A 24,567-nucleotide genomic window follows, 5' to 3' on the forward strand; every position below is an offset into this window, starting at 1 on the left:
GTCCCGCCCCCTGCTCAACGCGGGCTGCCGCGCCACGGGCCCGTCATTCGCCAGCACCCTCCTGCTGCCCCCCGGGCCTGCAAAGCGGCTATGTGCCGGCCGACCGGGCCATCGTCTGGGCGCGGAGATCACGGCATTGCCCCCGGCCACAACCCCTGTCCACCGAACAGGGCAAGATGGCCGGCTGCGGCATTCGGGCCGCTCAGCAAAGCACGGAATCTCCATGAAGCACTACGACTACATCGTCATCGGCGGCGGCAGCGGCGGCATTGCATCGGCCAACCGCGCGGCCATGCACGGGCGCCACTGCGCGCTGATCGAAGCCGGCGAGATCGGCGGCACCTGCGTCAACGTGGGCTGCGTGCCCAAGAAGGTCATGTGGCATGCGGCCCAGATCGGCGAGGCCATGCACCGCTACGGCCCCGACTATGGCTGGGATGCCACCGTCAACCGCCTGGACTGGCAGCGCCTGCTGGACAGCCGCAGCGCCTATATCGACCGCATCCATGCCTCGTATGAAAGCGGCCTGGCGCGCAACAAGGTCGAGCTGCTCCAGGGCTTCGGCCGCTTCGTGGACGCACGCACCGTGGAGGTTGGCGGCCAGCTTCTCAGGGCCGACCACATCCTCATCGCCACGGGCACGCGCCCGGCCCGGCCCGACATTCCTGGCGCCGAACTGGGCATTGACTCCGACGGCTTCTTCGCCCTCAAGGCCCTGCCCGCGCGCACGGCCGTGGTCGGCGCCGGCTACATCGCCGTGGAGATTGCCGGCGTGCTGCACGCGCTGGGCTCGCAGACCCATCTGTTCCTGCGCCAGGCATCGGCGCTGCGCAGCTTTGACCCGCTGCTGAGCCAGACCCTGATGGAGATCATGGAGGCCGAAGGCCCTGCCGTGCACCGCCAGGCCACCCCGAAGGCCGTGGTCCGCAACGCAGACGGCAGCCTGGATCTGCAACTGCAGGACGGCAGCAGCCACACCGTGGACTGCGTGGTCTGGGCGGTGGGCCGCAGGCCCGACACCTCGGGCCTGAACCTGGAGGCCGCAGGCGTGGCGCTGCAGGACAGCGGCCACATCGCGGTGGACAAGTTCCAGGACACCAATGTGCCCGGCATCCACGCCGTGGGCGACATCACGGGCCGCATCGAACTCACGCCCGTGGCCGTGGCCGCAGGCCGGCGCCTGTCCGAGCGCCTGTTCAACGGCAAGACCGGCGAGCACCTGGACTACGACAACGTGCCCACCGTGGTCTTCAGCCACCCGCCCATCGGCACCGTGGGCCTGACCGAGCCGCAGGCGCGCGAACGATTTGGCGACGATCAGGTCAAGGTCTACCAATCGGCCTTCACCGCCATGTACACGGCAGTCACGCGCCACCGCCAGCCCGCACGCATGAAGCTGGTCTGCGTGGGTCCCGAGGAGCGCATCGTGGGCATACACGGCATCGGCCTGGGCATGGACGAGATGTTGCAGGGCTTTGCCGTGGCGCTCAGGATGGGCGCCACCAAGCGGGACTTCGATGACACCGTGGCCATCCACCCCACGGCGGCCGAGGAGTTCGTGACCATGCGCTGAAGCGCCTCTGCGGCCCTGCGCCCTCAGCGGTTGACCACGGCCTTGGGCAAGGCCAGCGTCAGCAGGCTGCCGGCCACCAGGCAGGCCGCGAACAGCAGCAGGCCTGTGCTCGACGAGTGCGTGAGGTCCTTGAGCCAGCCCAGCACATAGGTGGCCGCAAAGCCGCCGAGGTTGGCGATGGAGGCGATCAGCGCGATGCCGGCCGCCGCCGCAGGCCCCGTGAGGAAGGTGGCGGGCAGGCACCAGAACACGGGAAAGGCAGCCATGATGCCCGCCGTCGCCAGCGAGAACAGCAGCACGGTGGCCAACACATGGCCGGTGTACAGCGTGCTCATGGCCATGGCGGCCGCACCCGCCAGCGCCGGCAGCACGATGTGCCAGCGCCGCTCGCGGTGCCGGTCGGAGCTGATGCCGCACAGCAGCAGCGCGGCAATGGCAAAGGCATTGGGAATGGCCGTGAGCAGGCCGATGTCCGCCGGGCTCTTGACGCCCGCCTCGCGGATGATGGTGGGCAGCCAGAAGCTGATGGCATAGGTGGACATCATCAGGCTCAGGTCGATCATGCCCAGCAGCCAGACGCGGCCGCTGGACAGCGCCGCCCACAGCGAATGGTGGGACTCGGCCAGCTTGTCGCTGTCCAGGCTGCCGCGCAGCAGGCCCTTCTCGCGCGGCGACAGCCACTTGGCCGACTCGATGCCATTGGGCAGATAGACGAACACCAGCAGGCCCAGCACCACCGAGGGAATCGCCTCCAGGAAGAACAGCCACTGCCAGCCCGCATGGCCGCGCACGCCCGCAAAGGCCGTCATGATCCAGCCCGACAGCGGCGCCCCGACCAGGCTGGCCAGCGGCAGGCCGATCAGGAACAGCGCCATGATCTTGCTGCGCATGCGTGTGGGATACCAGTAGGTCAGGTACAGCATCACGCCAGGGAAGAAGCCTGCCTCCGCCACGCCCAGCAGAAAGCGCAGCACATAGAACTGCATGGGCGTGCTCACGAACATGGTCGCCCCCGAGATCAGGCCCCAGGTGATCATGATGCGCGCTATCCACAGCCGCGCTCCCATGCGCGCCAGCACCAGGTTGCTGGGCACCTCGAACAGGATGTAGCCCACGAAGAACAGGCCCGCACCCAGGCCGTAGACCGTCTCGCTGAAGCCCAGGTCCTGCTGCATCTGCAGCTTGGCCAGCCCCACGTTGATGCGGTCCAGATAGGCGGCCAGGTAGCACAGGCAGAAGAAGGGCACGAGCCGCCATGTCACGCGCCCGTACAGCTCCCGCCGCTCCTTCTCCTGCTCGCGCAGCCGGACCGCCTCCCCCTGCATGCCGCCAATGCCTGCATTGCTGTGAACTGACATTTCAGCTCCTTGCTGTGTTGACCATTGCCACCGTTCATGGCCGTGCGGTGCACGGGCACATGCCCCGCGCCGCCGCGCTGGCGCACCGCGTCCGGATCCGGTGGAAGCATCTGAAGCAGTGAAATTTCAAGCGCCTACGCTCAATGCTACGCACGATAGTCAAAAACAAGTCAAGTAGTTTCCCGATAGTTAACGCACATGAGAAATCTCAAAATCTCTGTACGCAAGGGAAACAACGGGCATCTCTTCATAAAAAGCCTTGGCGTTCTTTTGTAGGCAACCCGACTCAATTCGAGTGCACACACTTCATAGACCCAACAGCCACGGCCTGAAATCCGTGATCAAACCGAGGAGAGACCCATGCCCAGACTGCGCTCAAAGACGGGACATGTCCTTGCCCTGGCCGCCCCGGCGCTTGCCATGCTCCATGCCATCGCCCCGCTGCCGACGGGTGCCCAGGTCACGCTGCAAGGCCAGATCGATGCCTTCGCGGGTTTTTCGCGGCCGCTGGGCGCGGACAAGGGCACGGGCGTGCTCACGCCAGGCGGCATGCAGACCAATTTCTGGGCCCTGCGGGGAACGGAGGCGCTGGGCGGCGGACTCAAGGCCGTGTTCGCGCTGGAGGCCTTCTACCGCGCGGACAGCGGCTCCGAAGGGCGCTTTGCCAATGACGCCTTCTTTGCGCGCAGCGCCTATGTGGGGTTGGGCAGCGACCTGGGCACGCTGCAGCTGGGCCGCAACACCACGCCCTACTGGCTGGCCACGATTGCCTTCAACCCCTATGCAGGTTCCTTTTCGTTCTCACCTGCGGTGCTGCAAAGCTTCGGACCCAACGGCACGGCCGCCGCCGCGCTGCGCGGAGACTCGGGCTGGAGCGACAGCCTGCTCTACACCAGCCCGTCCTGGGGCGGCTTCACGGCACGGCTGCAGTACTCGTTCGAGCCCCCGGCTGGCACACCCGCGTCCCGGCGCCGCGATGCAGACAAGTACGGCGCCAGCCTCGGCTATGCGGGCGGCGCCTTCAGCGCGGCCATCGCCTACCAGAGCGTGGCCTATGCCAATGCCGCCGCCAGCGGGTTCGACCGCCAGGGCGCCTGGCTGCTGGGCGCCTCCTACGACCTGGGCGTGGCCAGGCTGTTCGCCCAGCACCAGCGACTGGCCGACCGTTTGGCCGGTTTGGCCGGCGCGGACCGCCGCAGGAACAGTGGACAGCTGGGCCTGTCCATCCCCGCAGGCCCGGGCGCCGTGCTGGCCTCCTACAGCCATGCGCGCACCTCGGGCGCCGAAGACGCCAGGCGCAATACCTGGGCCATGGGCTACGACCACCCGCTGTCCAAACGCACGGACATCTATCTCAACTACCTGCACGACCGCATCACCGGATCAGGCGCCGGCAGCGGCCAGACCTGGGGATTGGGCCTGCGCCACTACTTCTGAGATGGCACCTGCACCGCGCGCCACACCGTCTCCACCATGTGATCGCCCCAGCGCTGCAGCTCGGCCTGCTGCAGCAGATCCTTGTCGAAGAAGGCGCTCAGCGTGTGGCGGTTGGACAGGTAGAAGTAGCCCAGGCCCATGACCGTGATGTAGAGATCGTCGATGTGCACATCGGGACGGAACAGGCCCTGGGCCATTCCCGATTCCACGGCCTTGCGCAGCAGCGTGATGGCGTTGGGAAAGAAGTCCCGTATGCCCGAGGCCTTCTTCAGGTGCTTGCCCTTGAGCAGGTTCTCGGTGTTGAGCAGGAAGATCAGTTCCGGGTGCTCCTGGTAGTAGCGCCACATGAAGCGCACCACGGCCTCCAGCGCCGCGCGCGGATCGTCGAAGTCCACCAGCAGCTTCGCCTCGGCCTCCACCAACTTGCGGTAGGCGTTCTCCAGCACGGCGGCGAACAGCTTGTCCTTGCTGCCGTAGTGGTAGTAGAGAAGGCTCTCGTAGCACTTGGCCTGCTTGCCGATGCGCTGCACGCTGGCGCCGTCGTAGCCACTTCTGGCGAACTCGATCTCGGCCGCCAGCAAGATGGCCTCCTTGGTCGTCTTGCCGGTCTTGGCAGTCCGCTTGCGCCCCGCAGACGCCTTGGCAGGGGCCTTGGAGGGGGCCGACTTCGCAGCGGCTTTCCTGGCGGGCGCAGCCTTGCGCTTCGGGGTGGCGGGAACTTCCTCGGGATCAGTGGTCATGGGCACGGCGTCAGGTGAAGGGGGCGTTGCGTCGGCCATTCTAGGGAAAAACGCCATATTGAAATTGAGTGTTCACTCAAACAAAATTGAGTGAACACTCAACAAGGAGAGTCCCCATGGAAACCTATGTACTCGATACCTGGTACCCGCTGACCTGGTCGCGCAACGTGGGCCGTCAGCTGTCGGCGCACCGCATCGTCGAACGCGACGTGGTGCTCTACCGCACCGAGGCCGGCGCCGCCGTGGCCATGGAGGACGCCTGCCCCCACCGCCTGCTGCCGCTGTCCATGGGCAAGCTCAAGGGCGATGCCATCGAATGCGGCTACCACGGCCTGACCTTCGACTGCAGCGGCCGCTGCACGCGCGTGCCGGGCCAGGACATGATCCCGGGCAACGCCGTGGTGACCACCTATCCGGTCCAGGAGAACATGGGCCTGGTCTGGATCTGGATGGGCGATCCCTCGCGCGCCGGCAGCGTGCCGGTGTTCGACCTGCCCCAGTACCACGACCCGGCGTGGAGCGCCGTCGAAGGCGATGCCCTGCGCATAGAGGCCAACTACCTGAACCTGGCCGACAACCTCTGCGACCCGGCCCATGTGAGCTTCGTGCACCTGAGCACGCTGGGCAACGCGGCCAGCGAGGACATCCCCGTGCACCACGAGGAGCTGGACGGCCGCATCGTCACCTGGCGCTGGATCATCGATGCGCCGGCCATTCCGCTGTTCGCCAAGTACGGCAATTTCAGCGGCAACGTGGACCGCTGGCACTACTACCACTACCACGCGCCCAGCATCGCCATCATCGACTTCGGCAGTGCCGCCACGGGCACGGGCGCCCCCGAGGGCCGGCGCGACAACTGCATGCAGATCTATGCCTGCCACTTCATGACGCCCGTGGATCGGAACACCTCCATCGACCACTGGCTGCACGTCAAGAACTTCACGGCCGATGCCGACACCAATGCGGCCCTCTCTGCCGACTTCCGCGTCGCCTTCGCCGAGGACAAGGCCATCCTCGAAGCCATAGAGCGCAACGAAAAGCGCTTTGCCGAGCGCAAGACCATCAAGATCGCCATCGACGCGGCCCCCCGGCGCATGCGCCGCATGGTGGACCGCATGATCGAGGGCGCGCCCACGGGCGGTTGAGAAGCAGGCCATGCAGACCACGCCGCTCCCTGTGCCCGCACATCCCGCGCTTCCACCCATAGGCTGCAACGGCCGTGGCGTGCAGCGCTCCTCGCGCCACCAGCCTATAGGCCTGCAGGAGCTGCCGATACGCGAGCAGTTCCGCCTGGTCAGCGAAGCCGGCGCCTTCGACTGCTTCGACCGCCTGCCGCTGCGCATGCAAATGGCCGAATACGAGGCCGCCATCGCCGAGTTCAACCTGCCCGTGCACACGGCCAGCTGGTTCTACCGCCTGGGCGAGGACGAGGCCCTGCTGGCCGACAACCTGCGCATCTGCCAGGCCATGGGCGCGCGCTGCCACAACATCATGACCTTCAAGCACCACCGCGACGGCCATGTGCTGGACGATGCCGAGATCACCGACCACTACCTGCGCGTCTACGACGACGCCATGTCCCTGGGCGTGGAGCCCAGCTTCGAGCTGCACGTCAACATGTGGACCGAGGACTTCCTGCGCGTGCGCGAGGTGGCCCGGCGCGTGCAGGCGCATGGCGTGCCCTTCCACTTCACTCTGGACTACAGCCATGTGAACTTCAAGATCGGCAACCCCGCCGAGCAGGAGCTGTCGGGCGTGCGCGAGATGGTCGAGCGCGGCGAACTGGTGCTGGACCCCTTCGAGCCCGGCTCGCTGTGCGAGCAGTGGCTGGACATGGGCATCGTGCGCTGGGCGCAGTTGCGCGCGGCCGGGCCCAACCAGCCACCGAACCTGTGGCACCGCAACGAGGATGGCGGCCATGGCCGGGGCATCCAATATCCCATGCTGCGCCCGGGCCCCGGCGAATGGCACTCGCCCTGGCACGCCTACCTGCTTGAACCGTCCAAGGAGGCCATCCGCAAGGTGCTGGCCTACCACCATGCGCATCCGCACAGCCCGCTGCGCCACCTCACCACCGAATTCATCAACCTGCCCGACTACGGCCTGGGTGCCAGATACGACCTGCTGGCGCAGAACGTGGCGGCCGCGCGTTTCATGCGGCAAACCTGGGACGAAATCTGCGCCCGCCCCGCAGTCCAGGCCTCGTGCAAAGGTGCATCATGACCCCCGCCCAGCCCCCCCAAGGCCATGCCGTCATCATCGGCGCCGGCCATGCAGGCGGCACCCTGGCCGCCCTGCTGCGCCAGTACGGCCACCTCGGACCCATCACCCTGGTCGGCGGCGAAGACCTGCCGCCCTACCAGCGCCCGCCGCTGTCCAAGGCCTGGCTGCAGCAGGCCATGGACCCGGACGATCTGCTGCTGCGGCCCGCCAGCGCCTATGCCGACCAGGCCATCGTCCTGCGCCTGGGCATGCGCGCCATGGCCATAGAGCCGGGCTCGCGGCAGGTGGCGCTGAACGACGGGTCGGCGCTGCACTACGACCACCTGGTCATTGCCACAGGTGCCGCACCGCGCTGGCTGGCCCTGCCCGGGGGTGAGCGGCCCGGCGTCACCTACCTGCGTACCCTGGACGACGCGCAGGCGCTGCGGGGCCATCTGCAGACCGCCCGCCGCCTGGCCATCATCGGCGGCGGCTATGTGGGGCTCGAAGTCGCATCCACGGCCCGCAAGCTGGGCGTGCAGGTCCGGGTCATCGAGCGCGAAGGCCGGCTGCTGACCCGCAGCGCCTCGCCGCAGATCGCCGCACACCTTCAGCGCCTGCATGCGGGCCAGGGCGTGGACTTCCATTTCAACGCCTCGGTCGCCTCCATCCAGGGCGACGGCCCCGCCAGCATCACCGGCCTGGCGATGGCCGATGGCACCCATCTGCAGTGCGATGCCGTGCTCATCGGCGTGGGCGCGGCGCCCAGCGTGGAACTGGCGCAGTCCCTGGGCCTGGACTGCGCGGGCGGCATTGCCGTGGACGGCGAGGGCCGCACCGCCCTGCCCGGCATCTACGCCATAGGCGATGCCACGCGCCGCCCGCTGGCCGGCCACACCGGGCTGCACCGGCTCGAAAGCGTGCCCAGTGCGCTTGAACAGGCACGCCGCGCGGCCTGCGCCATCACCGGCCGCGCCCTGCCTGCCCCTGAAACACCCTGGTTCTGGTCCGATCAGTACGACAGCAAGCTGCAGATCGCCGGCCTGCCCGGCCGTGGCGACCAGACCGTGCTGCGCGGCGACCCGACCAGCGGCAGATTTGCCGTTTTGCACCTGCAAGGCGGCGTGCTCTGCGCGGCAGAGTGCGTGAATTCACCAGGAGAGTTCATGGCCGCACGCAAGGCCATTGCCGCCAATTACTGAAGCCGCCCGCCCCTCACAAAACACGCCCCACCATGACCACCATCACCTTCATAGAACACAGTGGCCGCGAGCACACCGTGCAGGCCACGGACGGCCACAGCCTCATGCGCACCGCCGTCTCCCATGGTGTGCCCGGCATCGATGCCGAATGCGGCGGCGCCTGCGCCTGCGCCACCTGCCATGTCTACATCCGCCCCGAATGGCTGGACCGCGTGGGCCCGGCGCTGGGCAATGAAAAGGAAATGCTGGACTTCGCGCTCGACGTGCGCGGCGACTCGCGGCTGGCCTGCCAGATCACGGTATCGCCGCAGCTGGACGGGCTGGTGGTGGGCATGCCGGTGGCGCAAAGCTGAGGGCTGTGCAGATGCGCCGGCCACCCCGGACACAGCGCGCCCTGCAATCGCGTACCACCCCATGTCACCAAACGCAAGGCCGGGGGCTCCGGAATGCGTCAAGCGGTACCGCAAGCCATTGCCTGGAATCGAGAAGGGAAAGGGCTATCTCAGCCCACCACATCGGGGAATCAAATATCTCAGGAGAACCTGAGATCGTGGTCGGTAAATAGCACCTTGTACAGCGGAGCAAAATCATCGTCTGAATTTATCAGCGTGAAATCCATATTCATCAAAAGAACGCTCTTTTCCAGGATGACAAATCCAGCCGATACTATCTTTTCAATTACTTGATTCAACAAATGATCATCCCCCGCCACTGCAATCACCTTACTGCCTGATCTTTCAAAATTTTCCAGAATGGCCACATAGTTTCCAACCCAGGAAATAAAAACCTCATAGCACCCAATACTGCCATTGATGTCGAGGCGGTAGCACACATCATCGTTCACATCTGAATAGTCTTGCACCTCAGTGATATGCCCAATCGATTCTTTCAGAGCACTGGCATCACAAGATGGAACAGATAATTCAGAGTAATTAGGTTCGCGCAATGAACCATATTTCACCAAAACCTGTGCCGCAATATCCCGGACAATTCCACCCATTGATTCAACCCTCCTGAAGGGTGACCTTCTTCATTCCACCCGCCCTATCCAGCAAAACAAGATCACGATAATATCCGGAATCTTCGTCAGGCAGATAAACATCAATCTTGAAATTCCTTGCCATAAAAGCAAGAATTGAATTATCGACCACAACATCCTCTTCAAGATATACAGTGACCATTTTCATTCCCTGGAATTCATGAGAATCTTCAATCAGCAAAACAATTTTCGCCTTTTTCTCCACGAGCTGCTCGACTGAATCTATTGCACAAACATCACCAGGAGAAACTTCCAAAGAACTCGCAAAACAACCGAGCAGCGCTGCATCCTCATGAGCACGGTCCACAAGAAAATTATTCCAGATCATTAATTGGATCCCATCCCTATTGGATTCTTGAATCATCTTCAATCAATAGAAACTCAAGAAACTCCTACAGTTCCACCTCCCTTTCAAACAGCGATATTGCTTTCAGCGCCAGACTCTCTGGTGCATCTTGGCAAATCAGCAATACAAACCTCACGCAATTGAGCCCGGGAAATGCGCCATGAGCGAAGAATTCAACGGCATCCTCCAAGCTCTCGCTCAGGGAGATAGTGACAACATCCATATCTCCGGCATCCAGAAGCAAGTCATCAATCATCTCTTCCGCTTCGGGGTAGTCCCCCCACGTCGCAAAGAACTCGCACCCGATCTCCAGCAGCCTGGTTATTGCAATATTGAATTCCGGGTCCTCACCCATCCCTGTCACCACAAAACAGCCAAGCGGAAGCGGACTGGATTGCAGCCTGCCCGCATCGCAGGTTTTCGATATTACAAGCATGTTCTTCATTGGCGCATTTACATGTCCGACTGAACCCACTTCACCTCTGATGGATGAATGGAAAAATTCGCCATCAGCTTGTTGATGGCAAAAACCGTCTCAACACCTCTGTCCACGTAGATCGCCGTGCCTTTGGCCGGTGAATTCACGTAGAAATGAAAGAGGATGGTACCAACATCCTTATCCAAGGCATAGCAATAATGACAGACATCCAGATCGTCAACATCTCTCACAAAATGCAGCCCGTGCTTTCTGTATAGCTCCGAAGGCCCATCAGACAAGAGGATGACCGGCTTTGATTCACCGCTGGGCCATGGATTCTCTTCAGACATTGCTGCGCTTTCCTTATCTGCCATGTTGCAATTGCTCGCCGTGGCGTGCTGTAGCCCGCGACTTGCCCACCACGGCCCTCAAGCACTCCACCAGCAATCTCGTCGTCGCCGTCATGGGCTGGCCGCGCAGGGTGATCAGGCCCACGGGGGGCAGGTCTATGGGCACGGGCAGGTCCAGCACGGCGACCAGCCCCTGCTGCGCGAAATGCTGCGCCACGCCGCGCGCCATGAAGGCCACGGCGCCGCGCTGGTGCAGGAAGCTGATCTGCGACAGGAATGAGGCGGACTCCACCAGGTCGGCCGGCGGATGCAGGCCGTGCGCGAAGAACTGCTGCTCCAGCTTCACGCGCAGCGATGCCCAGGGCGGGGGCATGACGCAGGGCATGTCGGCCAGCGCCTGCCAGCTGGCGTGCTGCGCCAGCAGCGCATGGCCGGGGCGCACGACAGCGACCATGGGCTCGTCGTACAGGGCTTCGGTCTCCAGGTCGGGCGAGGCGTAGCCGGGTTCGAGCCGGCCCACGAACAGATCCAGCTCGCCCATGCGCAGCTTGGGCAGCAGCCGCGTGAGATCGCCCTCCTCGACCAGCACCGTGGTCTGGGCCGATCGCGCCTTCAACTGCTCGACGGCCCGGGCCAGCAGCACGGGCGTGGCCACCACCATGGCGCCCACGCTGGTGCGCCCGCGCGTGCCGCTGGCCTCGGCCGCCATTTCATCGCGCGTGCGTTCGAAGCCCGCCAGCACCGAGCGCGCGAAGCGCACCATGCTGACGCCGGCGGCCGTGGGCTCGGTGCCGCGCGTGGAGCGCTCGAACAGCGTCATGTCCAGCATGCGCTCGATCTCGGCCAGGGTCTTGGAGACGGCGGGCTGGGTGACAGCCAGGAACTCGGCGGCGCGGCCCAGGTGGCGAAACTGGTCCAGCGCCACCAGCAACTGCAGATGGCGCAGCTTGAGGTTGGAGCGCAGCACGCGGTCAATCTTGCTCATGGGGTCTTCATAGCTTCGAGGTTATGAAGCCAGTCTATCTTTTCATTGGATTGTCATGATCAGGCGCTGAACAATCGCGCCAGTCAGCCCAAGGCCCGGATCACAGGGCTGCAAAAAGCCAATACAGGAGACAAGCGATGAACACCCCACGCACACGCCATGCAAGCCGGCGCGAATTCGTGCTCGCCACCCTCGGCGCCAGCGCACTGGCTGCCACCGGACCTCTTTTCGCCCAGAACTGGCCCGAACGCCCCATCACCTTCATCTGCCCCTGGCCTGCGGGCGGCACGGCCGACCAGTCCATGCGCGCGCTGTGCACCGTGGCCGGCAAGCTGCTGGGCCAGCCGATCGCGGTGGAGAACCGCGCGGGCGCCTCGGGAATGATCGGCGCCAAGGCGCTGGCCTCGGCCAGGGCGGACGGCTACACCATCGGCCAGATCCCCATCTCGGTCACGCGCTTCTCGCAGCTGGGCAGCCTGCAGGCCGATCCGCGCAAGGACTACACCTACATCGCGCGCACCTCGGGCCAGACCTTCGGCATTGCCGTGCCCGCCAATTCGCCGTTCAGGACGCTCAAGGACTTCGTGGCAGCCGCCAAGGCCAGGCCCGGCCAGGTGACCTATGCCCATGCGGGCGTGGGCGGCGCCACGCATGTGGGCATGGAGGAGTTTGCGGGCGTGGCCGGCATACAGCTCAACCATGTGCCCTACAAGGGCGGCGCCGAGGCACTGCAGGGCGTGCTGGGCGGCCATGTGGATGCGCTGGCCGATTCCAGCTCCTGGGCTCCCCATGTGGAGGCCGGCAAGCTGCGCCTGCTGGCCACCTGGGGCGAGCAGCGCACGGCGCGGTGGACGGCGTGCACGGCGTCTTCATAGGCCCCGCCGACCTGGCCGCCTCCATGGGCCACCGCGGCAACCCCGGCCACCCCGAGGTGCAGGCCGCCATAGAAGCCGCCATGAAGACCATCATGGCCAGCGGCAAGGCGGCCGGCACCCTGACCTCGGACCCCGCCCTGGCCCGCCGCTACCTGGACCTGGGCTGCAGCTTCGTGGCCGTGGGCGTGGATGTGCTGCTGTTTGCCAATGCGGCGCGCAAGCTGCGCGCGCAGTTCGATGATTCGCCGGTGGCCGAGCCTGTGCAGCAGCCTGCCGCCTATTGAGCTTATTGAATCAGGCAGCCACCAGCCATGCCAGAAGCCCGGCCGCCGCCGCAGTAGCCGCCACGCGCCGTGCGAACTGCGGCGCATAGGTCAGCAGCAGGCCCAGCGCCAGGGCCGCAAAGGTCAGCAGGCCCAGCCAGGCGGCCACGGCCACCGAGGCATTCCAGCGCAGCAGGCAGGGCGCCAGCGATAGGGCCAGCAGCGCGTAGCCGGCCAGCCGCCAGGCCTTGAGACGTGCGGGCGCCAGGCCTGCGGTGCCCAGCTGGTCCTGGTGCCGGTCCATGGAAGCGGCAATGATGGAAAAGCCTGCAAAGGCCAGGCAAAGGGTGGCAAGAATCATCATGAGGCGCGCTCCAGCGTGGGGGCATGGCTGGCGGCGCGGGCTTGCGCCCGGGGCGCGGCAGCCGCTGCCGGCTTGCCGCGCAGCAGCCACCAGGCCACCACGCCATGGATGGCGGCCAGGCCCAGCATCAGCAGCTCGAAGCTTGCAATGCTCCACTGCCCGCTGGCCATGGTTTGCACCAGCGATGCACCGCCCGTCAGCAGGTTGAGCACGGGCAGCAGCGCATACAGCACGGTGGCCAGCGCCATCTGCTGCAGCCAGGCATTGCGGTGCGAGACCAGCAGCGGATGCAGCAGGCACAGCAGCCAGATCAGGAAGAAGCCGTTGATTTCCCAGTCGGCACGCGCCTGCATGGGCACGGGCAGCAGCCGGTTGAGCCAGAAGAAACCGGCCACGGCCACCGACAGGCCCGCGATGGAGCCCACGTTGAGCACCTCCACCAGACGGTGGCCGAAGGGCGTGCGGCCCAGCTTGCGCCGCTCGGGCATGCGCTTGACCACCCACAGCACCATGCCGGACGCGGCCATGAAGGTGCCGACCACGCCGCTGAGCAGCAGCAGCCAGCGCGTGGCGGGCTCGGCAAAGCGGCCCAGGTGCACGCCGGTGATCACGTTGCTGGTGGCACGCACCCAGGAGATGGCGGGCGCTCCGGGGCTGTCCTGCAGCTGGCCGGTCACGCCGTCGAAGCGCAGGGTCTCGGACTGGCCGCGGTTGATGAGGCTCATGCCGCCGCCTTCGCGCAGCTCGACCACCGCGCGCGAGGTGCCGGGCGCGTTGACGGTGATGCTGCCCACGCCGTGCTCGGGCCAGCGGCGCGCGCCCTCGGCCATCATGGGCGCGATGTCGGCCAGCGCGGCAGCCTGGCGCTCTTGCTTGCCGCCACGCGCGCCCGGGCCCTGGTTGGCCGCCTGACCGCGCGCACCCCGCACATCGGCGAAGTAGGCATTGGTGTCGCCGTTGTAGGCCGCCTGTATGCCCCAGGGCATGAGCATGAACATCAGCAGCACCAGGCCGCTGAAGGTGATGACGATGTGGAACGGCAGGGCCAGCACGGCCGTGGCGTTGTGCGCATCCAGCCAGGAACGCTGGCCTTTGCGCGGGCGGAAGGTGAAGAAGTCCGTGAAGATCTTCTTGTGGGTGATCACGCCCGTGATGATGGCCACGAACATCAGCATGGTGGCGAAGCCCACGATCCAGCGGCCCCAGATGCGCGGCATGGCGTGCAGCTCGAAGTGGAAGCGGTAGAAGAAGTTGCCGGCGCGCGTCTCGCGCGGCTCCAGCTTCTCGCCCGTGGCGGCGTCGATCTCGGCGCGCTTGGTGCCTGCGCGGCCCGTGGCGGCGCCGGGCTCGCGCCAGGACGCGGCCACCGCCACCTGGCGCGGGCCGGGCAGGCCCAGCGTCCAGGTGGTGGCCTCGGGCGCGATGCGCTGCATGGCGTTCAGTGCGCGCTGCGCGGTATCGGCGTCCTGCACCGAGCCGTGCAGCTCGGGCCGCATCCAGTCGTTGATCTCGTCGCGGAAATAGCTCAGGGTGCCCGTGAAGAACACCGCGTAAAGCAGCCAGCCCAGCAGCAGGCCGCTCCAGGTGTGCAGCCAGGACATGGACTGGCGCAGCCCCTCGGGTTTGCCATCGGTCCTCATGTCGCAGCTCCCTGAGCCAGCACCCAGGCCAGCAGGCCCAGGCCCGCGCCCGGCAGCCCGATCACGGCCCAGGCGCGCCAGGCACTGGCGCAGCCAAAGGCCCACATGGCGGCCACGGCGTAGATGATGAAGGCCAGCAGCGTCGAGCCCAGCGCCGCATCGGCCCGCTCCACGCCCAGCCAGACCATGGCGCGCGCGCCCGTGGCGGCGCAGGCGGCCGACAACAGATAGCCGCCGCCGATCGCCGCCACGGCGCGCGAGGCCACGGCCGCGCGGTAGCGCAGCAAGGATGGAGAGGACCCTCCCGGGGTCGAGGCTTGCATGGGGATGACCTTTCTTGCGGATCGTTGCCCATCCCGGACGCCGCGGACGCAGCGCAGGCCCGGACGGACAAAGGCGCCACAACAGCTCAGGGTCTGCGCGGCGCCGGGCTTTGGCCGCGCGCCTGGAGCACGCCGCCTCTCAAAGATCAGTAATGATAATGATTTTTATTACCAGAGTCATTTAAAGAAATGCAAAGCCGGCCGACCGCTGCCGGCTCCGCTGTCTAGCTCCGCTTGCGCCCCGCGAGCCAGCGCCCGCCGAACTGGTTGATCACCATGCCCGCGAGCACGGCCAGCGTGCCCATCCATTGCATGAAGGTGGGCCGCTCGCCCAGCAGCAGCATGGCCGAGACCAGGCCCACCACGGGCACCATCAGCGACAGCGGCGCCACCGTGCCGGCCGCATAGCGCTGCAGCAGCCGCGTCCACAGGCCATAGCCCAGCAGCGTGGCCAGCAGCGCCAGGTACAGGATGGAGGCCACGGCGGTCAGGTCTATCCCCGCCAGTTGCTGCACGACCGAATCCGCGCCATCGGTCCAGACGGCCAGGGCCATCAGCGGCGCGATGGGAAAGATGCTGCTCCAGACGATGAAGGGGAAAGGCTCGTAGGGGCCGCTGCGCGCCGCATAGCGCGTGATCATGTTGGACACGGCCCACATGCAGGCTGCGCCCACGGTCAGCAGAAAACCGGCCAGCGTCATGGCGTTGTCGCCCTCGCCGTGGGCGCTGCCAATGGCGACCAGCCCGCCCAGCGACACCACCAGGCCCAGCCAGTGCCACAGGCGCGCGGGCTCGCCCAGCAGGAAGGCGGCCAGCAGCAGCGTGACGAAGGCCTGCGTCTGCAGCACCACCGAGGCCATGCCGGCCGGCATGCCCAGCTTCAGGCCCAGGAACAGCATGCCGAACTGGCCCACGCCCTGCACCAGACCATAGGCGGCCAGATAGCGCCAGCCCACCGACTTGGGCGGACGCACGAACAGCAGGAACGGCAGCGACGCCACCACGAAGCGCAGCGCACTCAGCAGCATGGGCGACAGCGTCAGCAGGCCGAACTTCATGGCCACGAAGTTGGTGCCCCAGATCAGGATGACCAGCAGCGCACGCGCCCAGTCGCCACGGCTCAGGTGCTGCGCGGTCATGCCCTGGCCTCGGTGCGGCGGGGCCTGCAATGGTCAGGAACAGCGGCCGTCAGCACCGGCAAGGGCAAGGGCAAGGAACAGGAAGAAGGCATGGCGGGCAATGGGCAAAAAGAAAAGGGGCGGATCACATCCGCCCCCGGCGTTTGTACCACCGCAGCCCGTGCGTTGCCGGGCGGCCGTGGCTCGGCCCTGCGTTTCAGTCCGCCGTGTAGTCGACGGGATCGTGGGCATGCTGGCGCCCCAGCGCGCCGGCCATGGCCAGCATGAAGGCCAGGCCGCGCCGCACATCGGGCTCGCGCGCCATGCGCATCAGGCCGATCAGGGTGGGCGTTTCCTCCATGGCCTGCACCTGGGCCGCCGCCATGCGCGCGGCATTGCCCGCGGCCCAGGCCCCGCCCACGCCATCCTCGAAGGCCTTGGCGACCTTCTCGACCATGTAGTCGTCTGCCATGTCCACCAGGTCCGCCGTGGCCGACAGCAGGTCGACCACGCGGTTCAGGCGCCGGCCCGCCAGCAGCGGCTCCAGCCTGCCCATCAGCTCGGCCAGGCCCTGCAGCGCGGCTTCGTCCTGCAGCAGGCTGCCGGCGGCGGGCTGCGCCACGGGAATGTCGGAAGCGATGTTCATCTCGGTGCTCCTTGTCTTCGTGCTTGGAATGACAATGCAAAGGCCCTGGCCTCAGACCAGGGCGCGGGCCACGGCCCAGTACATGCCGCGGTTGAAGCCCTTGCGCATCATCGAGCCGACCTTGGTCGGCGGCGTGGGCTTGACGTCGACCTGGTAGTCGTACCAAAGCGGCATGCCGCCGTCCAGGCCCATCTGGGCGATGGCCACCACGCGCCCGTCGTAGGCATCGCTGGTGCGGCCGAAGCGGATCTGCGAGGCGATGTTGTTCACCACCACGGGCGACTGGTTGTGGCAGGCGCCGCCGGCCTTGCTCACGGGCAGGTCCACCGTGTCGCCCAGCACGTAGACATGGCTCTGGCCCAGCACCTGCATGGTCTCGTGGTCGGTGGGCAGCCAGCCCTCGCCATCGTGCGCCTGCGACAGGCCGCAGTCGCGCACGGCCTGCACGGCGCGTATGGGCGGCGTGGCCATGAGGATGTCGAAATCCTCGGCCTGGCCCTCTTCCGAATACGCCACCCTGGCCTCGGGGTCCACGCGCGCCAGCGTGAAGCCGCGCTGGTGGCGGATGCCGCGCTGCTCGAACACCGTGGGCAGGATCTCGCAGGTGTCCTTCTGCAGGAACAGGCAGTTGCGCAGCAGCTGCGAGACCGTGGGATAGGTGTAGACGATCTCCACCTTGTCGCGCACGCCGCGCCGGCGCAGCAGGTCGTCCAGCATCAGCGTGGTCTCTATGGGTGCGATGCCGCACTGGTGCGGCACATTGGGCGTCTTGGGAAAGGTCACGGTCACGAAGATGCGGCCCCTTTCCATGCGCGCCAGCTTGTCGGCCAGCTGCCGCGCGGGCGCGTGCTGGTAGAAGTGGTCGCCGGCCTCGGCCAGGCCTTCGATGCGCTCGGGCGAGGGCACGCAGCCCGTGGAGATCACCAGATGGTCGTAGCCGAAGCGCTTGCCGCTCTTGCAGTGCACGGCCTGCAGCGCAAAGTCGAAACGCTCCACCTCTTCCACCTGGAAATCGATCTCGGGCCGCAGCAGGCCGCGCTGCCTGCGCCGCAACTCGTCGCGGAAGAAGGCATTGAAGGCCACGTACATGAAGGCCGGCTTGTAGTAATGCCAGGGCGAGTTCGACAGCATGGTGATGCGCACGTTGCCCGAGACCACCTCCGGATACAGCTTGCTGACCAGGTGGTTGGCGGTCATGGTGCCGCCAATGCCCCCTCCGATGATCAAGATGTGATGCGCCATCCCTGCTACTCCTTGTGCTTTCGCCTCAGTGGAACAACCGCTGGCGCCGCACGGCGCCAGCGCCGGAAAATGCGCCGCTCAGTCAGGCTTGAGCGATCGCCACACCCCGTCCCAGAGCGCGTCGAACAGGGGCTCTATGGGCGTGTCGATGATGCCGTCCAGCCGCAGGCAGATCATGCGGATCGCGCTGCCGTACATCAGGCTGGCCGCCACCATGGGCTCCATCTGGCGGATCTCGCCATCGGTCATGCCGGCGAACACGAAGCCGCGCATGCGCACAAAGGTCGAGGCCGAGCAGATGGCCTGCTCGTCGGGCAGAAACTCGCGGTGGCGCGCATTGACCACGAAGCCCATGGCCTCGGGCTCGGCCTCGGCCAGCCCGAACAGCATGCGCAGCACCTCGCGGCAGCGCTGGGCGCTGCCCGCGTGCCGCTCCTCGATATCGTCGAGCAGCACATTCATGCGCGCCAGCAAATGCCGGTACAGCTCTCGCGCAATGCCTTGCTTGTCGGCAAAGTGGTTGTAGAAGAAACCGATGGACACGCCGGCCTCGGCACACAGGTCCTGTATCGAGGTATTGAAGAAGCCGCGCTCCACGAACAGCCTGAGCGCCACGCGCAGCGTCTGCACATGGCGCGATCCCGCATGCGGAAAGAAGGTCCAGGCCTCGTCTTGCATGGGAAATGATCCTAGAACGAATCTTCATTCTATTTTTGACCACTGCCTGCAAACCACAGCAGGGTTTTCCCGGGACTTGGCCTCAATCCACCAGCCGGAGCGCCTCGGCAAGCGATGCCACGTTGGCAATGCCCAGCTTTTCGTAGATGGAGCGGATCTGATTGCGCACCGTGGCAGGAGCACGCTGGAGCTGGGCTGCAATCTGCTTGTGCGTCAGGCCCTGGACCACAAGCCGCGCAACCGTGGCTTCGCGGGGGGACAACCCGTCGGCTGCGCACCGGGGACGCGCTCGCAACCACAGCAGACCGTGCTGCGTGAACAGCGTGATGACCAGGGTGTGGGCCACCAGGCGATGGGCGCCGCGCTGTGCTGCAGTCTGCACGGCCTCAGGCAGGCGAGGGCCTTGCCAGCCCGGCCATTCGGCACGCAAGGCATGCTCGAAGACGACATCCATGTGGAGGAGGATGCCGCGCGGGTCTGCCAGTGCCGAGCCCGACGGATCACGGGCCAGGCCCTGCCGAAGCTGTCCAAGGTGCGCGAGGCGATTGAGCTCCAGCGCCTGTTGCACATGGGGCAGCAGCGCGGCCAGCAGCTGGCGCTCGCCCTCGGTGCAATGCGCATCCGTGCGGGCACGAAACAGCGTGAGCCAGCGCGTGTAAAGAGTGGCCGGGTTCAGCAGCCCGCCGATGAAGAAATGCGACTGCTCGAAGCGCCTGCCGTAGTCGCGCAGCGCTGCCTGATGCCGGCCACTGAACCAGGTACTCGCTTCGAAGGCCAGCGTCTCGCTGGGATGCCTGGTGACGGCCTGCGCCGCCGTGTCCAGGTGCTTGACCTCTTCATAGGCCTGCAGCATTTCGGGCGGCTGCCGGTGAAGGTGGATGGTGTGGATATCGATGCCGGCCGCGGTCATCGTGGCCGAGCCCCACATGGCCGAGTCGAAGGGCAGCACGGGCTTGAGCAGGTCCAGCGCCCGGTCCTGGAAATGCTCGACAGGCTGCTCGTGCGACAGCCGGTAGAGGTGCAGCAGCAGGTGGTTGTATGCAGCGTCCATGGCGGCTTGCCTGCCTGTCTTCGGTACGTTGAGATCGTCTGCACGGGCGGGTGTTGTGCGAGCCATGCCCGCTTGTCCCCGCCCGGCTGTGCTTCAGGATAGTGCAATTGCATCATTTTGTTTGCCGCGTGTCACAAATAGAGTTGGCGTGCCACCCACATTCCTGTACCGACACCATGCAAATCCAACCCAGTGCATCCACCTCCTTCCCCGCCGTGCGCCCTTTGCTGCTGTGCGGCCTTGTTGCAAGCCTCTATGCCTGTGGAGGAGGCAGCAGTGGCACCGACAGCGGCGGGGGCAACGGCGGCGGCACCGTGACACAGCCGGCCATCACGCTGTCAGGCACCGTCGCCATCGACCAGGCCGTGCGCAACGCCGCAGTCTGCGTGGATCTGAATGCCAATGCAGCCTGCGACACGGGCGAGCCCAGCGCAGCGGCCACCGGCAGCGACGGCAAGTTCAGCCTGACCTATCAACCCGGCGATGCGGCAGCCACCGCGGCCTTCAACCAGGCTCCCGTGCTGGCTCGCATCACGCCCGAATCCGTGGACGCTGCGGACCCCACGAGCACCGCCACGGCCAAGGCGTTCGTGCTGTCTGCACCGGCCGGCAAATCCGCGCAGATCAATCCATTGACCAGCCTGGTGCAAAAGGCCATCGCGGCCGGCGTGCCCAGGGAAGTGGCCGAGGCTGCCGTGGCCCGCCAGCTCGGCATCGACGCCGCCAGGATCTACGACTACCAAAGCGACGCGGCCTCCAGTACCGCCGTGCTCGCGGATACCGCGCGCACGGCCGCCAAGGTCACCGCCTACGCGCTTGAGTTGGGCGTGCCTATCCAGGTGACGGCACCTGGCGCAGCGGCCGTGGCATCGAGCCAACTGGCGCTCCTGAACTACGGCAACGCGCAAAACTACTCCGTGCGTGAACGCAGGTCCGACGGCGTCGTCCAGGCAGACGGCTTTGCCCACCAGTTCGAGACACGCAGCGGAAAAACCAACGGTGCGGTCAGTACCCAGGAAGCGCTGTTCCCCGTCACGCTCACCAGCAGCGGCTGGACGCGCTGCGACAGCTCCGTTGCGCGCCTGACGACGCAGGGGGTTCCCTCGCGCACATTGCTGTGCAACCAGTCCACCGCCTATCTGAGCTTTACCACCGCTTTGCAGGACGTCAGCGGCAAGCCCATGGCCGAAGTCATCACGCAATTGCGTGCCGGAGACACAACGCTGCAGGCCGAGGGCATTCGCCATGACCGGTCCCTGGAAATGGACCCCGCCACCCTGGGCTCGGCCGTCTTCCCGCAGGGTGCACAGATGCGCACTGCACTGTCGGTGCAGTTGAACCGGTCGCCGGCCTTCATCAACAATACGGCCACGGACCGCTTCGGCTTCGCCACGCTGGAAGCCATGATTGCCGGCCGCCCGTCCAGCGCGGTGAACCTGTCGACTCCAGCCACCGTGCGCGCCACGACAGTCGGGGCGGCAGGACCGGTCGATGCCAACCATGTGTTGCGCGTGGCCTTCATCGATGCGGCCAACGCCCAGTTCTACAGCTGCGAATCCACCCCTCCGGCCTACAACGATCTGGGCGCCTGCACCGTGCATTCGCAAAGTGCGTACACCCTCGCCACATCCCAGGGAGAGCGCATGCTGACCTTTGCCGACTTCCCCGGCAAGACCTACATGCAGGGCGTCACGCGGGGCTATACGGAATTCGACGGCAGCGTATTCGGCTATCGCCTGCCTGCCGCCATTGCCAGCGAAGACCAGGCGCTCAGCTATTCCACCCGCCTGAACGGCGTGGCCTGGACTGCCATGAAGGCGGTCCTGGGCATTGAGTGACTCTTGCAGCCGGGAGTGGGCATTTGGAGAGCGGGCAATTGAAGCCAGGGATGGAGCGAGGTATCGCACGCGGTGTCCTTCAGCCGCGTTGGCCGGCATGCCGGGTATGCGTGCCTCGACTCCATCCTGCAGGACCGTAGAATCCGCGCGCAGCCATTGGAGACAGTGACAACAATGACGGGCTGCACACGAATTCGACACAAAGGCTTTTTGCAAATGCAACTCCCCATCCACGTCATCGACGCATTCACATCGGAACGATTCAAGGGCAATCAGGCCGCCGTCATTCCCCTGGATGCCTGGCTTGCCGATTCCACGCTGCAGGCCATTGCCGCCGAGAACAATCTCTCGGAAACCTCGTTCCTGGTCTGGAGTGCCGATCGCGCCGCCTTCGAGATCCGCTGGTTTTCCCCGCTCACGGAGATCGCGTTCTGCGGCCATGCCACGCTGGCGAGCGCCTTCGTGCTCTTCGAGGCCGATCCCGCGCTGCGCAGCATCACGTTCTGGGCCGCCGCCGTGGGCAATGTCACCGCCACGCAGGAGGATGGCGGACGCATCGTCATGACCTTCCCGCGCCGCGATGCCAAGCCGCTGGATGAGGTGCCCGCCGCACTGCGCGAAGGCCTCACGCCCGCACCCACGGCCTATCTTGTGAACCAGCAGGCCTACGTGGCGGTCTACGCCGCCGAGGCCGATGTTCTGGCCGTCAAGCCGGATCTGGAGCGCCTGAAGTCGCTGGGGCCGCTGGATGTGGTGGTGACGGCGCCTGCGGATGCGGGCGCATCGTATGACTTCGTCAGCCGCTACTTCTGGCCCGCCAACGGCGGCGAGGAAGATCCCGTCACCGGCTCCATCCATGCGGCGCTTGCGCCTTACTGGGCGGGCAGGCTGGGCAAGCGCGGCCTGGTGGGCCACCAGGCCTCGCGCCGCACGGGCACGCTGTTTTGCGAAGTGACCGACGCCAGCGTGGAGGTGGCCGGCCACTGTGCGCGTTACCTGACCGGAACGATCGCCGTCTGATTGCGGGGGAAAGTTCGGCGCCACCCACGACTCCCCCATTTCGCCCCGGCACGCAGGTACCATCCGCGCATGAGTACCCACTACGAATCCCTGTCGCAAGCCGACGCCTACCGCGACGCCTTCGACGTGGAAGCACCCGCGGCCAGCGAGCGCAACATGACACCGCGCAAGCACGGCTTTTTCATCCGCAGCGTCGCCGTGGCTGCAGAGGCAGCCGCTGAACAGGCAGAACCTGCAGCTCCCGACACGCCGCCTGCAGCACCCACCACTCCCGCACGCGAGTTGGTTGCCGCCCAATGGGGCCTGGTGCCGCACTGGGTGAAGTCGGCCTCCGACGGCCGGCTGCGCGCCCTCAAGCTGGTGAATGCGCGTTCCGAGACCGTCTCCACGGCCCAGGCCTTCCGCGATGCCTGGCTCAATGGCCAGCGCTGCATCGTGCCCATGGCCGCCTTTTTCGAGGATGACTTTCGCAACGGCAAGGCCCTGCCCACGCGCATCTCGCGCATCGACGGCAAGCCCATGGGCGTGGCCGGCGTGTGGGCGCGGTGGACGGGCCCCGACGGCGAGGTGCTGCTGAGCTACGCCCTGCTCACGGTCAACGCCAACAGCCATGCGCTGCTGCACCGCTACCAGCAGCCCGGCGCGGAAAAGCGCATGCCGGCGATTCTCAACGAGGGCGCCTACGACGCCTGGCTCAACGCGCGCGTGGAAAAGGCGCGCGAGTTCATGCGCCAGTACCCGTCCAACTGGCTCACCGCCAATCCGGTGGAGCGCAAGGCCGACAAGCGGCCACCGGGCCTGATGGGCTGATGGGTTGATGCATAGCCGTTGTCCCGCGCGCTACGGCACCTTGGGCAACGCGTTGATGGAGCGCAGGATGTCGCGCGTGATGTCCTGGCGCTTGGGCAGGTCGGCCAGCCGGTGGGGCGTGTCCATGTTCATGGCGAAGAACACAGGGCCGGCCGGCCATTCCACCCAGCCCACCCACCAGCCGATACGGCCGGTCCAGCCGGTTTTGGCGCGCAGTATCCAGTCCGGGCCGGCCTCGTTGATCATCACGTCCTTCACCAGCCGCTGGTGTTCCACCGGCAATGGCAGCCGATTGCGGTACAGCCGCTGCAGGAAGGCCGCCTGCTCCAGTGCCGAGATGGCCAGGTCGCCCTCCACCCAGAAAGGCGCCTCGCCCGTGGCCAGCGCATTGCCGTAGTCGATCTTGCGCATGTAGGCGGCCTCACGCGCACTGCCAAGCTCCCTGGCAAAGCCTTCGTACACCCACAGGGTGGAGTTGCGCATGGCAGAGCGCAGGTCCTGATCGGCATTCCAGGCCGGCAACTGGCGCTTCACGCCATCCCAGGAAATGCGCTGGAATTCATCCCGCAGCAGCCCGGCATCCAGTGCGAACAGGCTGTGCGGGATCTTGAAGGTGGAAGCGGGCGAGTAGCGCCGCGCCGCGCGGTCACGGTCGTGGACGTAGAGGGCTTCGGCCTGGCCTCTGGCATCGACCACGACGATGCTGCCATCGACCTTGGCATCGGCAAAGAAGCGGGCCCACTCGGGCTTGTCCTGCAGTTCGGCAGCCGCCAGCGCCGCCTGTGACAGGCAGGCGAGCAGCGCGGCGCACATCAGATTTCTTCGATTCATGCGGGCAGTTTAAGAGCTGCACCACCGCACGGCGATGGTGCACCGCCCGCCCGGCTGCCCTGTTTTGACTCGCGGTTTTCCCGTTTTGGTGTTCCGGCTGCATCGCGCGGGCCCCACGGGCCCCGTGTGCGCTGGCACGACTTGTGCAAGGCTGCTGCAGGCCGGCCAATGCAGCCATGGCGGCAACGGCAGACGGCCCCATGACAACAACAAGCAAG

25 protein-coding genes and 2 pseudogenes are annotated in these 24,567 nt (G+C 66.1%); 11 read left to right on the forward strand and 16 right to left on the reverse strand.

The features are described from left to right. Window positions 1-223: 223 nt before the first annotated feature. Window positions 224-1,573 (forward strand): glutathione-disulfide reductase, encoded by a 1,350-nt coding sequence (gene gorA / locus ACFPFG_RS08320; protein ID WP_183020984.1) that lies wholly within the window; start codon window positions 224-226, stop codon window positions 1,571-1,573. Window positions 1,574-1,596: 23 nt separating this feature from the next. Here gorA and ACFPFG_RS08325 read toward each other — a convergent pair whose 3' ends face one another. After that, window positions 1,597-2,898 carry an MFS transporter gene (locus ACFPFG_RS08325; RefSeq protein WP_183021061.1) on the reverse strand — a complete coding sequence of 434 codons (1,302 nt, stop codon included), beginning with the start codon at window positions 2,896-2,898 and terminating at the stop codon, window positions 1,597-1,599. Between the two features lie 393 nt (window positions 2,899-3,291). Between ACFPFG_RS08325 and ACFPFG_RS08330 the strand changes: the two genes are divergently transcribed. After that, a complete protein-coding gene (locus ACFPFG_RS08330) occupies window positions 3,292-4,368 on the forward strand; it encodes a porin (RefSeq protein ID WP_232245890.1) in 1,077 nt (358 codons plus the stop codon). Here ACFPFG_RS08330 and ACFPFG_RS08335 read toward each other — a convergent pair. Beyond that, complete coding sequence (locus ACFPFG_RS08335; RefSeq protein ID WP_380105998.1) at window positions 4,359-5,108, reverse strand: TetR family transcriptional regulator; 750 nt, start codon at window positions 5,106-5,108, stop codon at window positions 4,359-4,361. The genes ACFPFG_RS08330 and ACFPFG_RS08335 overlap by 10 nt on opposite strands. 116 nt (window positions 5,109-5,224) lie before the next feature. On the opposite strand from ACFPFG_RS08335, the gene ACFPFG_RS08340 reads away from it, so the two are divergent. From ACFPFG_RS08340 to ACFPFG_RS08355, 4 genes are read left to right on the forward strand one after another with little or no spacing between them, the layout of a single operon-like run. After that, entirely contained in the window at window positions 5,225-6,253 is a 1,029-nt protein-coding gene (locus ACFPFG_RS08340; protein ID WP_380106000.1) for an aromatic ring-hydroxylating dioxygenase subunit alpha, read from the forward strand. Window positions 6,254-6,263: 10 nt separating this feature from the next. Continuing rightward, the gene (locus ACFPFG_RS08345) at window positions 6,264-7,331 is read left to right on the forward strand and encodes a xylose isomerase (RefSeq protein WP_380106002.1); all 1,068 of its coding nucleotides are present in this window, start codon (window positions 6,264-6,266) and stop codon (window positions 7,329-7,331) included. Beyond that, entirely contained in the window at window positions 7,328-8,512 is a 1,185-nt protein-coding gene (locus ACFPFG_RS08350; RefSeq protein WP_380106004.1) for an NAD(P)/FAD-dependent oxidoreductase, read from the forward strand. The genes ACFPFG_RS08345 and ACFPFG_RS08350 overlap by 4 nt, the downstream gene beginning before the upstream one ends. A 32-nt stretch (window positions 8,513-8,544) precedes the next feature. Next, complete coding sequence (locus tag ACFPFG_RS08355) at window positions 8,545-8,865, forward strand: 2Fe-2S iron-sulfur cluster-binding protein (RefSeq protein ID WP_183020979.1); 321 nt, start codon at window positions 8,545-8,547, stop codon at window positions 8,863-8,865. A gap of 179 nt (window positions 8,866-9,044) precedes the next feature. Here ACFPFG_RS08355 and ACFPFG_RS08360 read toward each other — a convergent pair whose 3' ends face one another. The 5 genes from ACFPFG_RS08360 to ACFPFG_RS08380 are packed head-to-tail and all read right to left on the reverse strand — an operon-like array spanning window position 9,045 to window position 11,650. Next, complete coding sequence (locus ACFPFG_RS08360; RefSeq protein WP_312375559.1) at window positions 9,045-9,512, reverse strand: hypothetical protein; 468 nt, start codon at window positions 9,510-9,512, stop codon at window positions 9,045-9,047. Between the two features lie 4 nt (window positions 9,513-9,516). Further along, window positions 9,517-9,915, reverse strand: a complete 399-nt coding sequence (locus ACFPFG_RS08365) for a hypothetical protein (protein ID WP_380106006.1) — start codon at window positions 9,913-9,915, stop codon at window positions 9,517-9,519. Window positions 9,916-9,943: 28 nt separating this feature from the next. Continuing rightward, complete coding sequence (locus ACFPFG_RS08370) at window positions 9,944-10,342, reverse strand: hypothetical protein (RefSeq protein ID WP_183020976.1); 399 nt, start codon at window positions 10,340-10,342, stop codon at window positions 9,944-9,946. Window positions 10,343-10,350: 8 nt separating this feature from the next. Beyond that, window positions 10,351-10,689, reverse strand: a complete 339-nt coding sequence (locus tag ACFPFG_RS08375; RefSeq protein ID WP_197956993.1) for a hypothetical protein — start codon at window positions 10,687-10,689, stop codon at window positions 10,351-10,353. After that, window positions 10,679-11,650 carry a LysR substrate-binding domain-containing protein gene (locus tag ACFPFG_RS08380; RefSeq protein ID WP_312375553.1) on the reverse strand — a complete coding sequence of 324 codons (972 nt, stop codon included), beginning with the start codon at window positions 11,648-11,650 and terminating at the stop codon, window positions 10,679-10,681. Before ACFPFG_RS08380 ends, ACFPFG_RS08375 begins: the two co-directional genes overlap by 11 nt. Window positions 11,651-11,787: 137 nt before the next feature. Here ACFPFG_RS08380 and ACFPFG_RS08385 point away from each other — a divergent pair. Next, window positions 11,788-12,501, forward strand: a pseudogene (locus tag ACFPFG_RS08385) (Bug family tripartite tricarboxylate transporter substrate binding protein); the annotation flags it as partial. Next, window positions 12,495-12,809, forward strand: a pseudogene (locus ACFPFG_RS08390) (aldolase/citrate lyase family protein); the annotation flags it as partial. The pseudogenes ACFPFG_RS08385 and ACFPFG_RS08390, both read left to right, overlap by 7 nt. A gap of 10 nt (window positions 12,810-12,819) precedes the next feature. On the opposite strand, the gene ACFPFG_RS08395 reads toward ACFPFG_RS08390, so the two are convergent. The 8 genes from ACFPFG_RS08395 to ACFPFG_RS08430 all read right to left on the reverse strand — a co-directional run bounded on the left by ACFPFG_RS08395 (window position 12,820) and on the right by ACFPFG_RS08430 (window position 19,850). Next, window positions 12,820-13,152 carry a DUF3325 domain-containing protein gene (locus ACFPFG_RS08395; RefSeq protein WP_197956995.1) on the reverse strand — a complete coding sequence of 111 codons (333 nt, stop codon included), beginning with the start codon at window positions 13,150-13,152 and terminating at the stop codon, window positions 12,820-12,822. Next, on the reverse strand, window positions 13,149-14,792 hold the full coding sequence (locus ACFPFG_RS08400) for a PepSY-associated TM helix domain-containing protein (protein ID WP_380106009.1): 1,644 nt from the start codon (window positions 14,790-14,792) through the stop codon (window positions 13,149-13,151). The genes ACFPFG_RS08395 and ACFPFG_RS08400 overlap by 4 nt, the downstream gene beginning before the upstream one ends. Beyond that, window positions 14,789-15,115 carry a DUF3649 domain-containing protein gene (locus ACFPFG_RS08405; RefSeq protein ID WP_183020971.1) on the reverse strand — a complete coding sequence of 109 codons (327 nt, stop codon included), beginning with the start codon at window positions 15,113-15,115 and terminating at the stop codon, window positions 14,789-14,791. Before ACFPFG_RS08405 ends, ACFPFG_RS08400 begins: the two co-directional genes overlap by 4 nt. 224 nt (window positions 15,116-15,339) lie before the next feature. Next, window positions 15,340-16,254 carry an EamA family transporter gene (locus ACFPFG_RS08410; protein WP_183020970.1) on the reverse strand — a complete coding sequence of 305 codons (915 nt, stop codon included), beginning with the start codon at window positions 16,252-16,254 and terminating at the stop codon, window positions 15,340-15,342. A 196-nt stretch (window positions 16,255-16,450) separates the two neighbouring features. Next, window positions 16,451-16,879: a helical membrane plugin domain-containing protein gene (locus ACFPFG_RS08415; protein WP_380106012.1), complete on the reverse strand. Its 429-nt coding sequence runs from the start codon at window positions 16,877-16,879 to the stop codon at window positions 16,451-16,453. Window positions 16,880-16,930: 51 nt separating this feature from the next. Continuing rightward, entirely contained in the window at window positions 16,931-18,121 is a 1,191-nt protein-coding gene (locus ACFPFG_RS08420) for an NAD(P)/FAD-dependent oxidoreductase (protein WP_380106014.1), read from the reverse strand. A 78-nt stretch (window positions 18,122-18,199) separates the two neighbouring features. Continuing rightward, window positions 18,200-18,799 carry a TetR/AcrR family transcriptional regulator gene (locus tag ACFPFG_RS08425; RefSeq protein WP_183020967.1) on the reverse strand — a complete coding sequence of 200 codons (600 nt, stop codon included), beginning with the start codon at window positions 18,797-18,799 and terminating at the stop codon, window positions 18,200-18,202. 82 nt (window positions 18,800-18,881) lie between these two features. Continuing rightward, complete coding sequence (locus ACFPFG_RS08430; protein ID WP_380106016.1) at window positions 18,882-19,850, reverse strand: helix-turn-helix transcriptional regulator; 969 nt, start codon at window positions 19,848-19,850, stop codon at window positions 18,882-18,884. A gap of 176 nt (window positions 19,851-20,026) precedes the next feature. Here ACFPFG_RS08430 and ACFPFG_RS08435 point away from each other — a divergent pair, with 176 nt between their 5' ends. The 3 genes from ACFPFG_RS08435 to ACFPFG_RS08445 all read left to right on the forward strand — a co-directional run bounded on the left by ACFPFG_RS08435 (window position 20,027) and on the right by ACFPFG_RS08445 (window position 23,518). After that, entirely contained in the window at window positions 20,027-21,688 is a 1,662-nt protein-coding gene (locus tag ACFPFG_RS08435) for a hypothetical protein (RefSeq protein WP_197956997.1), read from the forward strand. A gap of 216 nt (window positions 21,689-21,904) precedes the next feature. Further along, window positions 21,905-22,708 (forward strand): PhzF family phenazine biosynthesis protein, encoded by an 804-nt coding sequence (locus ACFPFG_RS08440; RefSeq protein WP_183020964.1) that lies wholly within the window; start codon window positions 21,905-21,907, stop codon window positions 22,706-22,708. 69 nt (window positions 22,709-22,777) lie between these two features. Then, on the forward strand, window positions 22,778-23,518 hold the full coding sequence (locus tag ACFPFG_RS08445; RefSeq protein WP_197956998.1) for an SOS response-associated peptidase: 741 nt from the start codon (window positions 22,778-22,780) through the stop codon (window positions 23,516-23,518). A gap of 30 nt (window positions 23,519-23,548) precedes the next feature. Here ACFPFG_RS08445 and blaOXA read toward each other — a convergent pair whose 3' ends face one another. After that, a complete protein-coding gene (blaOXA, locus tag ACFPFG_RS08450) occupies window positions 23,549-24,349 on the reverse strand; it encodes a class D beta-lactamase (RefSeq protein ID WP_312375531.1) in 801 nt (266 codons plus the stop codon). Window positions 24,350-24,567 lie beyond the last annotated feature (218 nt).

Origin of the sequence: Delftia deserti, from assembly GCF_042653485.1 — a bacterium.
GTDB lineage: Bacteria > Pseudomonadota > Gammaproteobacteria > Burkholderiales > Burkholderiaceae_C > Comamonas > Comamonas acidovorans.

Excerpts from the sequence above, each read along its gene's own strand:
- ACFPFG_RS08330 (WP_232245890.1), top strand. The coding sequence starts at position 3,292 with ATGCCCAGACTGCGCTCAAAGACGGGACATGTCCTTGCCCTGGCCGCC.
- ACFPFG_RS08445 (WP_197956998.1), top strand. The coding sequence starts at position 22,778 with ATGAGTACCCACTACGAATCCCTGTCGCAAGCCGACGCCTACCGCGAC.
- ACFPFG_RS08345 (WP_380106002.1), top strand. The coding sequence starts at position 6,264 with ATGCAGACCACGCCGCTCCCTGTGCCCGCACATCCCGCGCTTCCACCC.
- ACFPFG_RS08380 (WP_312375553.1), bottom strand. The coding sequence starts at position 11,650 with ATGAGCAAGATTGACCGCGTGCTGCGCTCCAACCTCAAGCTGCGCCAT.
- ACFPFG_RS08430 (WP_380106016.1), bottom strand. The coding sequence starts at position 19,850 with ATGGACGCTGCATACAACCACCTGCTGCTGCACCTCTACCGGCTGTCG.
- ACFPFG_RS08335 (WP_380105998.1), bottom strand. The coding sequence starts at position 5,108 with ATGACCACTGATCCCGAGGAAGTTCCCGCCACCCCGAAGCGCAAGGCT.
- ACFPFG_RS08365 (WP_380106006.1), bottom strand. The coding sequence starts at position 9,915 with ATGATTCAAGAATCCAATAGGGATGGGATCCAATTAATGATCTGGAAT.
- ACFPFG_RS08340 (WP_380106000.1), top strand. The coding sequence starts at position 5,225 with ATGGAAACCTATGTACTCGATACCTGGTACCCGCTGACCTGGTCGCGC.
- ACFPFG_RS08395 (WP_197956995.1), bottom strand. The coding sequence starts at position 13,152 with ATGATGATTCTTGCCACCCTTTGCCTGGCCTTTGCAGGCTTTTCCATC.
- ACFPFG_RS08415 (WP_380106012.1), bottom strand. The coding sequence starts at position 16,879 with ATGAACATCGCTTCCGACATTCCCGTGGCGCAGCCCGCCGCCGGCAGC.
- ACFPFG_RS08425 (WP_183020967.1), bottom strand. The coding sequence starts at position 18,799 with ATGCAAGACGAGGCCTGGACCTTCTTTCCGCATGCGGGATCGCGCCAT.
- ACFPFG_RS08420 (WP_380106014.1), bottom strand. The coding sequence starts at position 18,121 with ATGGCGCATCACATCTTGATCATCGGAGGGGGCATTGGCGGCACCATG.
- ACFPFG_RS08360 (WP_312375559.1), bottom strand. The coding sequence starts at position 9,512 with ATGGGTGGAATTGTCCGGGATATTGCGGCACAGGTTTTGGTGAAATAT.
- ACFPFG_RS08440 (WP_183020964.1), top strand. The coding sequence starts at position 21,905 with ATGCAACTCCCCATCCACGTCATCGACGCATTCACATCGGAACGATTC.
- ACFPFG_RS08405 (WP_183020971.1), bottom strand. The coding sequence starts at position 15,115 with ATGCAAGCCTCGACCCCGGGAGGGTCCTCTCCATCCTTGCTGCGCTAC.
- blaOXA (WP_312375531.1), bottom strand. The coding sequence starts at position 24,349 with ATGAATCGAAGAAATCTGATGTGCGCCGCGCTGCTCGCCTGCCTGTCA.
- ACFPFG_RS08410 (WP_183020970.1), bottom strand. The coding sequence starts at position 16,254 with ATGACCGCGCAGCACCTGAGCCGTGGCGACTGGGCGCGTGCGCTGCTG.
- ACFPFG_RS08375 (WP_197956993.1), bottom strand. The coding sequence starts at position 10,689 with ATGGCAGATAAGGAAAGCGCAGCAATGTCTGAAGAGAATCCATGGCCC.
- ACFPFG_RS08355 (WP_183020979.1), top strand. The coding sequence starts at position 8,545 with ATGACCACCATCACCTTCATAGAACACAGTGGCCGCGAGCACACCGTG.
- gorA (WP_183020984.1), top strand. The coding sequence starts at position 224 with ATGAAGCACTACGACTACATCGTCATCGGCGGCGGCAGCGGCGGCATT.
- ACFPFG_RS08350 (WP_380106004.1), top strand. The coding sequence starts at position 7,328 with ATGACCCCCGCCCAGCCCCCCCAAGGCCATGCCGTCATCATCGGCGCC.
- ACFPFG_RS08435 (WP_197956997.1), top strand. The coding sequence starts at position 20,027 with ATGCAAATCCAACCCAGTGCATCCACCTCCTTCCCCGCCGTGCGCCCT.
- ACFPFG_RS08370 (WP_183020976.1), bottom strand. The coding sequence starts at position 10,342 with ATGAAGAACATGCTTGTAATATCGAAAACCTGCGATGCGGGCAGGCTG.
- ACFPFG_RS08400 (WP_380106009.1), bottom strand. The coding sequence starts at position 14,792 with ATGAGGACCGATGGCAAACCCGAGGGGCTGCGCCAGTCCATGTCCTGG.
- ACFPFG_RS08325 (WP_183021061.1), bottom strand. The coding sequence starts at position 2,898 with ATGCAGGGGGAGGCGGTCCGGCTGCGCGAGCAGGAGAAGGAGCGGCGG.